Source organism: Luteibacter sp. P4_E6, from assembly GCF_056401535.1.
Genome location: NZ_JBFUJE010000112.1, coordinates 1 through 10,622, shown reverse-complemented (window position 1 = coordinate 10,622; position 10,622 = coordinate 1). Strand labels below are relative to the sequence as shown.

The 10,622-nt window shown below is 62.3% G+C and carries 8 protein-coding genes; 3 read left to right on the top strand and 5 right to left on the bottom strand.

Annotated features, from left to right (window positions below; all coding sequences use genetic code 11):
• Positions 1-158 precede the first annotated feature (158 nt).
• Together AC1DT2_RS09300 and AC1DT2_RS09295 are read left to right on the top strand one after the other, a co-directional pair.
• Complete coding sequence (locus AC1DT2_RS09300; RefSeq protein ID WP_477295971.1) at positions 159-1,160, top strand: DJ-1/PfpI family protein; 1,002 nt, start codon at positions 159-161, stop codon at positions 1,158-1,160.
• 79 nt (positions 1,161-1,239) lie between these two features.
• Positions 1,240-2,073 (top strand): hypothetical protein, encoded by an 834-nt coding sequence (locus AC1DT2_RS09295; RefSeq protein ID WP_477295970.1) that lies wholly within the window; start codon positions 1,240-1,242, stop codon positions 2,071-2,073.
• A gap of 202 nt (positions 2,074-2,275) precedes the next feature.
• Here the strand turns inward: AC1DT2_RS09295 and AC1DT2_RS09290 are convergent, their stop codons facing one another.
• The 4 genes from AC1DT2_RS09290 to AC1DT2_RS09275 form a co-directional block, all read right to left on the bottom strand.
• On the bottom strand, positions 2,276-4,267 hold the full coding sequence (locus tag AC1DT2_RS09290) for an SPFH domain-containing protein (protein WP_477295969.1): 1,992 nt from the start codon (positions 4,265-4,267) through the stop codon (positions 2,276-2,278).
• Positions 4,268-4,435: 168 nt separating this feature from the next.
• A complete protein-coding gene (locus AC1DT2_RS09285) occupies positions 4,436-5,038 on the bottom strand; it encodes a YjfI family protein (protein ID WP_477295968.1) in 603 nt (200 codons plus the stop codon).
• Positions 5,039-5,241: 203 nt separating this feature from the next.
• Complete coding sequence (locus tag AC1DT2_RS09280; RefSeq protein WP_477295967.1) at positions 5,242-7,032, bottom strand: peptide-N4-asparagine amidase; 1,791 nt, start codon at positions 7,030-7,032, stop codon at positions 5,242-5,244.
• An 81-nt stretch (positions 7,033-7,113) separates the two neighbouring features.
• Complete coding sequence (locus AC1DT2_RS09275; protein WP_477295966.1) at positions 7,114-8,019, bottom strand: AraC family transcriptional regulator; 906 nt, start codon at positions 8,017-8,019, stop codon at positions 7,114-7,116.
• Between the two features lie 102 nt (positions 8,020-8,121).
• On the opposite strand from AC1DT2_RS09275, the gene AC1DT2_RS09270 reads away from it, so the two are divergent.
• Positions 8,122-8,895, top strand: coding sequence for an SDR family oxidoreductase (locus AC1DT2_RS09270; protein WP_477295965.1), 774 nt, complete (start codon positions 8,122-8,124; stop codon positions 8,893-8,895).
• 150 nt (positions 8,896-9,045) lie between these two features.
• Here the strand turns inward: AC1DT2_RS09270 and AC1DT2_RS09265 are convergent.
• Positions 9,046-10,622, bottom strand: a 1,577-nt coding sequence (locus AC1DT2_RS09265; RefSeq protein ID WP_477295964.1) for a CBM35 domain-containing protein, incomplete at its 5' end; no start/stop codon positions are given.

Below are 10,622 nucleotides of genomic sequence, written 5' to 3'. Positions count from 1 at the left end.
TCCGTACGCCCGGCCCTGTCCAGGACGGCTGTCCCCGGACACTTGTCCGCGGACACTCCGGACACTCTGCTCACGTGACCGCTTGTGCGGGCTCCATGTCTGTTTCGGTGGCTGCAGTTGCGCTAAGGTCCGGCAGGTCAAATCCAGGGGAAGCGTCCATGCGTCGTCATCTGCTGATCTTTATTGCCATGGTGTTCGCCATGCCCGCCTTGGCCGCACACGCGCCGATGTCGGACCCGCCGGTGCGCGTTGGCATCGTGATGTTCGACGGCGTCCAGATCATCGACTTCGCGGGACCCTACGAGGTCTTCGGCAACGCGGGCTTCGGCGTGGTCACGGTATCGGCGGACGGCAAGCCGGTGAGCACCGCGATGGGCCTGAAGGTCACGCCGGACGCGAGCTTCGCCACGGCCCCGCCGTTCGACGTGCTGCTGATCCCCGGTGGCGACGTGGCCGATGCACAACGCGACACGCGCATCCTCGACTTCATCCGCCAACGATCCGTGCCGGCAAAGCAGGTGCTCTCAGTCTGCACCGGCGCCTTCATCCTCGGTGCCACCGGCCTGCTCGACGGCGACAAGGCGACCACCTTCACACCACGCATCGACGAGTTGGCCAAGGCCTTCCCGAAGATCCAGGTGATCCGCGACGTACGCTGGGCCGACAACGGCAAGCTGGTGACGTCAGCTGGTCTTTCGTCGGGCATCGACGCCGCGCTGCACGTGGTCGCGAAAATTCGCGGCACCGACGAAGCACGCACCGTCGCCCTGCGCCTTGAATACGACTGGAAGCCCGAAGGCGGCTTCGTCCGTTCGCGGCTCGCCGATCGCTATCTGACGAAGACGCTGCTGCAAGCCGGCGTCGACTGGCCGAAAGACGCAAAGTTCGACGAGTATGTCTCTGCCGGTGACCTCGACCGCTGGGAGACGCGCTATCACGTGCAGACGACCACACCTGCCGCCGAGCTGCTCGACCGTCTCGACGTCGGGGCGCGCAAGACCGGCCTGTGGAAGGCCGCCGGTCCGCATCGCTGGAGCAGCCGGCAGGAGAACCGGGATGTCACGCTGAGTTTCTCCACGAAGCCTGGCGTGGACGCGTCGCACTACGATCTGCAGATGGTCATCGTGGCGGCAGCCGCTTCGGGAACAGCGAAGCCGTGACCTAGGGCAAGCCACGGCCTCGCTAGGCGAAAGCGGTGCGCCGTGGCATAACACGTCTTTCCGAGATGGACCTCGTCATATGCGCCGCACCCTCGCTGGCATCGCGATGCTTCTGCTCCTCTGGCCCGTCGCCGCCCTCGCGGGAGTCAATAACTCGAAGGACCCCGTTCCTCACTACGGCATGTCACAGGATGCGCTCGAGCGTGCCTATGTCGAGTCGTACGAGCATGAAGGCTTCTTCTTGTCGGATCGCACGAGCAAGAAGTCGCTTGTGGGTAGCACCTGGACGACGCGCCTGGTCTTTACCTTTCGGATGCCACCCGGCTGGGGAAAGAACTGGACGACGCTGGAAGTCACCACGCAGGATCCGACGAAATGTGCGCCGTGCATGGTGCGCCGGCTCGACTTCGTCTACCCCGGCCACGACATGGAAGATCCCGGCGGCGTATACGCCGGCTACCAGCAGATGTCAGTGGCCGACAACCGGGCGGTAGCCGCCGCAGCAGGACGCGTCAACGCGGTGATCTCCCCGGCCAGGTTATGGCATCCCGTCTATGTCGCGCCAGTAGAGAGGAACTGGCCGTTGATCACGTGGTTTGCGAGCCTCCTGATCGTCGCCGTTCTCACGGTTCGCGAGCCACCCTACTCCCGGCTCAGCTATCTTCGGCTACCCGTCGCCGCACCTCTGTTCATCGTCGCAGCCTATCTGCTCATCCGGTTCAAGATTGTCGCCAGTGACGGACAAGCGTCGGGCGCGGGCGTCTACTGGCTCATCGCGATGGCCATCGGCTGGCTCACCCTGTTGCTGGGTGTGTTCCTCGTCGTCGGCTTCCTGCGCAGGAAGCCTCTTCACCCTGTGACGGCCATCCTTTCCGTTATCCCGGCCATCTGCATGCTTATCGCGACCAGCTGACCATCAGGCCAATCCTCATTGGCCTACATCACGCCGTCGCCCGCATTTCATGCCTTCTAGTCGATGGCGGCTGCCTCGGCATGAGAAATACCAGAGGTGGGCAATGACCTGGCCCGGGAATGTCGTCTCTCGCAAGCCCGATCATCCAAATCCCCCGGCTAAGCCGGGGGATACCGTAGGACCGCGGGCGCTGCTTGTTAGCTCACCCCTGGGTCGTCTGCAACGCCTTCCCATCGGAGAGTTCCCCATCCGCCCGCTCGGCCAGGAACGCACTCGCCAGCTGAATCAACGAAGACAATCCATTCCCACCAGCCTCGCCACCACCCAACGAGATCTTCGGCACGATGGCGATGTGTCCATCGCGAATCGCCTCGGCAAACTGCGCACCCAGCGTATTGATCAGCTGCAATCGCGCACCCTCGCCAGTCAACGCCGTCGACTTCGCTTCGATCGCCTGTGCCTCAGCCTTACCTACGGCCGCAATCGCCGACGCACGGCCATCACCCTCCGCAGTCAGGCGGCGACGCTCGGCGTCCGCGTCGATGCCAATCACGTTCGCACGCTTGGTGGCTTCCACCACGTTGGCATCACCGACGTTCTTCTTGATCTCGATATGGATCGCCGAATTGGTCAGCTCGGCCTGGATATCGGTCTTGGCACGTGCCTCGCGCAGCGAGCGCTCCTTCACCGCCGATTCTTCCTGCAACTCGAACGTAGCCACCTGTTCGATCGCCACCTGGCGATCGCGCAGCTGATTAAGAAGCGTATCGATACGCGCACCCGACGCGTTGCCGGTACTGCCGTGCGGCGTACCGATCAGCACTTCCTGCAGCTCCAGGTTGTAGGCGGCAAAGCGCTCCATCATCTCTACACTGGCCAGCTGCTGGATATCCGCGCGGTTCTGGATCAGCTGGATCAGAGTTCTCGTCTGACCGATGTTCTTGAAGTAGGCACTGACCATCGGGTCCAGCGTCTGGTCGACCAGGCGCTTGATATCGCCGAAGCGCTGCACCACCAGGGGCGCCTTGCGGTAGTCGATATGCACCACCACCGACAGCGGCAACAGCGGTTCGAACGCGTCCTTGGTAATCAACGACACCTCGGAAAGGTTTTCGTCGAACTTGTGCACATTGGTCACTTCCGGCGTCCACTTCAGGATGAAGTTGGTCGTCGGCACCAGCTGGATCTTGCCTGCGTAAAGGTTGAACGCGTACTTGCCCGGCAGCAGCGGCTCCTTCCACACACCACGGCAAGCACTGTCGACCAGTTCGCCATGCGAGTAACCCTCGCCCGAGCGGTCGGCACCGGCCTTGCCGATGTACGAAACCACGACGCCAACGAAGCCGACCGGCACCACCGTCTTGGGGATGAAATCCACCGTCGCGAACAAGCGGTTGATGTAATACGTACCCTCCACGAGGACCTGATGCTGGCGACCGCGATTACCGCCGGCCTGCAGGAAGGCGTCGATGTTCTGGAAGTTGTTGTGGAACGTCGCCTTGTCGGACGTATCCTGGCCCACGCGCGGCGCGACGATTTCATCCGGCGGCAACACCGGACCATCGTGCACCGTCACCACGCCGAGCATGTCGTTGGCGGTGTCATCGGCATCCGCGGAGGCCTTCTCGCGACGGCCACCGATGATGACTGGCGAGAAGCCGCCGCGTTCCTTCAGGACGCTGCCCATGTGGTCGATCGTGCCGCGTTCCTCTTCGGACATCAGCAGGCCATGCACGCGCGACGCCGTAATGATGGCGAACTGCGCCACGTTGAAGGCGTACGTACCTTCGCGAAGAATCGTGCGCTGCGGACCCTTCTGGCCACCGGCACGCAAAAAGGCTGCGACATCCTCGATACCTTCCGGAATGGTGCGGCCCAAAGCTTGCCCTTCCTCCAGATCGTGACCGTCACGCGCGAAGACATAGCCGATCTCGCCCTGCGGAATGGTCACCAGGTCGACCTTGTGCACGCGATACTGGAACGGGGCGAAGTAATGCAGACCACCACGCAACACGGTCGGCTGGTAACCCACCTCACCCTTGAGTGCGATCAGTCCACGGCTGACCGATGGCGCACCCCATAGGCGCTCGACCACGCCGACGCGGTCATTGGGGATGTAGACAATCACATTGGAAACAGCGACGAGCACGATCAGTACGACAACGGCAACTGCGATAGCAATAAGCCAGGTCATGGCTGGATGTCCTTATGGGTAAAAGGGCCCGGCGCRATGCCGGGGCAACAACGCGGTACATCAACAAGAAAGCGAAGTAGCCTGACTGGCAGAAAATGCAGCGCGCACGCGACTGCCGCCACAAACGAGCAGAAAGGCTTTACGTAAGAGGGTTTGAGGCGTTTTCCGCTACCCGATCAGGTGAGAAAGCTCGCCCTGCGCATCGATCACGTTCCGGCCCATGACATCGAGTTCCTCGACGATATTTGCCAGCGGCGAATGCGCGGACAGCTGACCAAACAAAATGTAATGCGAGCCAACCAGGCCCACATTCGACAGCGGCATGTTCGGGCCCAGGCGCAGGCAGGCCTCGTTGAAGCGCAAGGGATCCTGCACCGCGCGCTGATCGCAGAGCGGCGTCGTCATGCGTATTTCATACTCGGTCACCACAAGGTGCAGCGGCTGGTCGCCATAGTTTGACAACGCAAGCTCGATCGACGCCGGCGTCGCCTGAAGCCACACGCGTGACACATGCTGCTGGTTCCGGGCGTGTTCTTCTAACGCATCGAACAAACGCTGCGTCGTCCATTTCTGGCTCATGGCCTGCAAATCCATTCCACCGATCAACTGATCGGTTCGCTCGTTGCGGTGATGTCGCAGGAACTCTCTCACCAGCCCCTGCTCGCCCTCGGTCATGTAGATCCTGGGGATCGTCATGCCCATTCGCGTCATCCGGTCACGAAACGCCTTTTGGCGCTCCGCTCCGGTACTGACCTGCTTGGTGGGTGGCATGGGGGAACCGGTTCCGTCTCGGGAGAGTTGTTACGCGTAACGTTAGGCGTAACTTACGCCGGTGCCCGGGTGCTACACAATCACACAGCGCATCGCATGGCTGCCGCTCGCCCGCCTGGCACCCTTGAGATCGCCATCTTGTATCCGTTGATCTGGCGCCGTCAGTCGGGGGCTGCGACACGCACCCCCGGCTAACGGCAAGGTCAGAAGATCCCAGGATCTTCCGTTCGGGACGTATCGGGCGAACCGTCCGGATGCGTGAACCACAGCAACCGGTTACGGCTTTGCGGGCAACCGCCGCCATCCGTCGCGGCGGTAAGAACCCCCATCGCGGTGGTGACATCACGACCGTAGCAGCTCCCCAGATTGTCACTGGCGCGGAATTGCTGGGTACTGCGCTGTCCCGAGTGGCCCGTCACTGCACCATTGGTGAAGGCGAGTGTATCGGCCGTGTCGATGCTGTTGTCGACATCGCTGCGGTAGATGACCAGGTTGCCCAGCTTCTTGCTGAACTGGCGCGAGAAGCTCTGCGTGACCGCGCTTGGTGCGGTGACTATGTTGCCTGCGGTGTCGAAGGTGTAGCCGAAGCTTGCGAGCAGTGGATAGTCAAAGTGAGCCTCCGTTGTCACGGTAAAGCCGAGCGGTCCCTGTCGTGTCTTCGTGGTGCTGTCGACTGTCGCTAGCTGGTCGATGCCTTGCTTGTAGTGCGCCGGATCGATCGCGAAGGACTGCGTGTTGCGGAAGGTCACTGTCTGGTTCACGTCCGTGGCTATCCTTCCGCGCGAGGTGTCCACGTAACCGGCCACGCGAAAACTGCGAGAGGCACGCGTCGCGATCGAGCCGCTTACGACGCCGCCCGCCTCGGTCAGCTGATTGTCGATCGAGGCGACAGGTGCCTGGCCCTGCAAGGTGTTGGTCGTCACCGCTCCGGTCAGTACCTTCCGACCACGGTCAAGGTAAACGAACAGGTTGCCTGTGACGGAGAAGTTGCCATTGGCACCCGTGACGCCGATCGCCAACGCATGGGGTTTTCCGTCGTTGAGAAGCGCGGCGAAAGGTGTCAGATCGACGCGGTAAGGTAGGAAGTTGAGCGTCTGTACGCCCGGCGTGGGACGCCACATATAGGGATCGATGCCACCGGTAAATATCCACGGATACACCGGAGCCACACCGGCTTGCTGTCCGTCGATGGAAACCTGCACTTCACGGTACGAACCGCCGCCGCAACTCTGCGCCTCATCGGCCTGCGCGTCAGGGACGCAGGAGTACCAGAACTCGTCGCCGCCCTGTCCCTGGGCAAACACGTCCAGATAGGCGCGTTCCACGTTGGTAGGCAAGGTGAGCGTGCGTGACAGCACATCGTTGCCGGTATTGAGTGCGACGGTGCCGCCCGCGGTTCCGTCCGATAGCGGGAACACCGCATCGGGCGCATCCACCTTCGGTGCCAACACGTTGGCCGGGTAAAAGACGAGACGGGCGGAGCCGCTGATGATGCCGGTGTAGGTTCCGTCGACGATGTTGCCCAGGATCGCCTGACCGGTTTGTGGCTGGCCCAGCATGCTGGCGAAGTCACTCACATCCCGCTCGACGTGCCAGCTCGGGGACACCGTGGCCGAGGGTTCCTGTGTCGTGCCGAAATAGATATTCGCACCCGCCAGCCACAACGACGCGGTACGGTCGAACTGGCGACCGGCCGTTACCGAGAAATCGGCTTCAAGCACGACTTTCGACCACGACTTCCCGCAGCCCACGGGCGGCGCATAGGTATAGGGATGGTTGGAAAAATCCCGGAAAGTAAAACCGTTGAACAGCTCGACCGTGCAGGCCTTTCCCGGCGGCCTGGGCACGGAGGGGTCGGCTACGGCGACATTCGCTGACCCCACATCGAACCCCGGCGCCGTCGCTGCCTGGACAACCGGCACCGAGCACGTCATGACACAACCGAACAATCCCGCCTGCAGGCCCTTGCGGACCGCCTCGTTGGTGATCGCCATCTACCGCTCTCCCCGAAGAATCCCCCTGCCAGCGAAACCTAGCATAGCCACCCAGCCGTGTCCGGGAACGAGTTCCTGCGGTCAGCCGTGGGCATGTTCCCGAACATATTGCATGGGCGACAGCTGCACATGCCGCGTAAACGCGACACTGAACGTGCTCGCCGAACCGTAGCCAACACGTTCCGCAATCTCGGCGATCCGCCCTTGTCCCTGACGCAGAAGATCCTTTGCCAATGCCATGCGCCAGGCCAGGAGATAGTCCATGGGCGTCACGCCGACTTCGCGACTGAAGCGCACGAAGAACGTGGTACGCGAGAGGGCCGCTTCCTTTGCCAGCTCCGACACCGTCCACGGATGTGACGGTCGCTCGTGCATGAGACGGATGGCGGTAGCGAGGCGTGCATCGGCAAGCCCCCGAACCAGTCCCGGCGATGCGCCCGTACCGGTGGTCAAGCGGAAGGCCTCGATAAGCAGTAATTCGACGAGCCGGGCGAGTACCGCCTCGCGCGCGGGACGCTGCTCGCGCGACTCGTCACGCACGAGCTGGACGAGGGTCGCCAAACGATGCTCACCGCGCACATGGATCACGCGGGGCAGCAAGGCGACCAGCAACGCGGCGTCGGGCGAGGCGAAGCTGCAGTGCCCGACGAGCATTCGTACGTTCGCTGGTTCGTCTTGCGCGCCTATTGTGAATTCCCCGCTTGCCATGCACACGGGCGGATCCGACTCGACGCCTTCGGGCGGCGGCTCCAGGCTGGTCATCCCCACGGCATGGCTCAGCGGAACAAGAATGAAATCGCCCGATGACAGTTCGATGGGATCGTCGTCGTCGATGGTGACGCGGCATCCGCCCTGCAGCACCACGCAATAAAACGGGTCGTCCGGCTTCGACCGGCTGACACGCCAGGGACCCCCACCGAGCACCTGCTTGGAGAACCGGGTGATCGGCTGGAGCAATGTGACCACTTCGGTGAGCGGGTCGACCAAATCCGTACTCCTGCTAATGGAATTCGTACCTTCGACGGTAGTTAGTTCCGAGACGGAAGCCTATCGTGCCCTCATTGCACTTGGCAATGAAGGAGTTCCTGGATGAAGACGGTTTTGATTACGGGCTGTTCCTCGGGCTTTGGCCTCGAGTTGGCGCGCTACTTTCTCGAACGTGACTGGGACGTGGTGGCCACCATGCGTACGCCGCGCAACGACCTGCTCCCGCCCTCGGCGCGCCTGCGTATCCTGTCTTTGGACGTGACTGACGAGGCGAGCATTCGCCACGCGGTGGAGGCGGCCGGGCCGATCGACGCGCTTGTCAACAATGCAGGCATCGGCACCGCGGCGCCCGCCGAGCTGCTCTCCATGGACGTCGTACGTGACGTCTTCGAGACCAATACCTTCGGGACGATGGCGGTCACCCAGGCGGTGCTGCCCCAGTTCCGCCAGCGCAAGGCAGGCGTCATCGTCAACGTCACCTCGAGCATCACCCTCAAGCCCTTGCCGCTGGTCTCCGCTTACCGTGCGAGCAAGGCGGCCGTGAACGCTTTCACCGAGACGCTTGCGGCAGAAGTGGCAGGGTTCGGCATTCGTGCGCACCTTGTCCTGCCCGGGCGTGCTCCCGATACCCGCTTCGGGGAAAACGGACAGGGCAATGGACGCATGCACGGGTTCGACCACGAAGCCTATGCAGGCATCGCGCAGCAGCTCATGGCTGGACTGACGGACACATCGGCGCCGATCACGAAGGTCGAAGATGTCAACGAGGCTGTCTGGCACGCCGTGACCGATCCATCGGCACCCCTGCGAATTTTTGCAGGCGCCGATGCAAAGGCCTGGGCGGCCGAAGAAAACGACGTTCCAGTCTCTGCATAACCGCGAAGAGCCAGGTAGATGCAAACAGCCAGGTAGATGCGAATAGCCAATGTAGGAGCCGATTCATCGGCGATGGGTGCTAGCCGCAAACTGGCTATCGCCGATGAATCGGCTCCTACAAAAGCTGTGCCGCTTATATCAGCGTATGCCCTACTTGCATGCCTGCGTAGAAACCCCAAGCAAGGCAGGCAACACCCGCGGCGTCACCACGATGCGATCCAGGTCGGGCGAAAAACCGCTCGGATTGCCCAGCTGGATAGTGTTCTTTCCGGCGCGCAGCGGCACCTCCAGCACCTTCGCCACGGGATCGTCGAAGCTGCTGCCGTCCAGGCTCAGTTCCTGCGATTTCGCTCCGTTGATCGACAGGAACAGCGAGCGAGGTCCCTTCGTGGCGTAGTCGATCTCGAGCTGATAGACGCCCGCATAGGGAGCCGTGACGTTCGTAAACGTCACGCTATTCGCGCTACCGCCGCCAATATTTCCCGCCTTGGCCAGACCCGAGAAATAGTTGCTGAACCCGGCGGTGACGGTGCCACCAAGCGTGGCTGCTTCTGCTTCGTACGTCGTACTCGTCGGCAGTGGTGCGTCACCGCGACCACTGATGACGATGCGATCCAGATCCGGTGGGTAGCTCGCCGTGTTGCCGAAGCGGATGTGGTTAAGCCCCTTCTGAAGACACACGGAGACGGTGCTGCTCGAGGGCAGCTGGAAGCTGCTTCCGCCGGAGTTGAACGTACGGAACGGGCCGTCGTTCACTTGGTAGAGGTACGAACGTAGACCGAGGGTGAGTGAATCGATCTGCATGAGGTACGTGCCGTTACGGGGAGCGTAAACCCCATCGATGCTCACTGTGTTGCCGGCGCCCAGCCCCAGCCCACCGACCTTGAAGCCGTTCGAACAGCCTGGGCATGCGTACGGAGCGGCATTGCCACTCAGACTGCCCTGCTCCGCCTCGTAACTGGTTGTCGGCGTTGGTGCGACATGACCCGGTAGCGCCTCGACCAGCAGCAACTGGGTTCCATGCGCCGGCAGCACAACCTGATGGTTACCCAACGAAGGCCCCAGTTCCTGATGGGCCCAGAGGTCGCGCAAACGACGTGCGCCCGTCAACCCAGCTACGTGCCAGGGCAAGTCAGCGACCGTCGTCGCCGCATTCATGTTGAAAAGGGCCACGTAGTAGCGGCCGTTGCCGAGGTCAGTCACCCATACGTTGATGTCGCCCGCCAGTACCTGCCTGGTCTGCTTGCCGGACTGGTCCACGGCGATCACCTCGTCGTTGCCCGCGAGACGTTTACCGGTTTCATCCAGACGTGTGAGGTCACCGCCAAGGTAAAGCGGCGCGTTCGCCATCGCCCATATCGTCATGGCCGAACGTTTCTCGTCGATGCTCAGGCCATCGAAGTCGCCGTCGCCGATGTCCAGCGAGTCGAGATCATTCCAGCCCGTGGTCGGCCCGGAGGTATCCTGCCAGGACGGCAGATCGCGCAAGCGCTTCTCGATGCGTGGCCAGTTGGTCAGCGTGGCGCAACGGCTTTCGCATTCCACATCGTCGTCGATGCGACGCCCGTTGGCATAGGTCTTCCATACATCCTGGTAGTCCTTGTCGACCTGCCACGACACCGTCAACCAGATCGGACGGCCGCTTCGCGCGATAGCCTTCGACCACGCCGCGACATCATCCCGATTGTCGATGCTGAGGTCGTCGCTGTAGGAGCCGGGAGTCACAC

What these genes read in the sequence shown, in the direction of transcription:
- AC1DT2_RS09300 (WP_477295971.1), top strand. Translation starts at nt 159, where the DNA reads ATGCGTCGTCATCTGCTGATCTTTATTGCCATGGTGTTCGCCATGCCC.
- AC1DT2_RS09295 (WP_477295970.1), top strand. Translation starts at nt 1,240, where the DNA reads ATGCGCCGCACCCTCGCTGGCATCGCGATGCTTCTGCTCCTCTGGCCC.
- AC1DT2_RS09290 (WP_477295969.1), bottom strand. Translation starts at nt 4,267, where the DNA reads ATGACCTGGCTTATTGCTATCGCAGTTGCCGTTGTCGTACTGATCGTG.
- AC1DT2_RS09285 (WP_477295968.1), bottom strand. Translation starts at nt 5,038, where the DNA reads ATGCCACCCACCAAGCAGGTCAGTACCGGAGCGGAGCGCCAAAAGGCG.
- AC1DT2_RS09280 (WP_477295967.1), bottom strand. Translation starts at nt 7,032, where the DNA reads ATGGCGATCACCAACGAGGCGGTCCGCAAGGGCCTGCAGGCGGGATTG.
- AC1DT2_RS09270 (WP_477295965.1), top strand. Translation starts at nt 8,122, where the DNA reads ATGAAGACGGTTTTGATTACGGGCTGTTCCTCGGGCTTTGGCCTCGAG.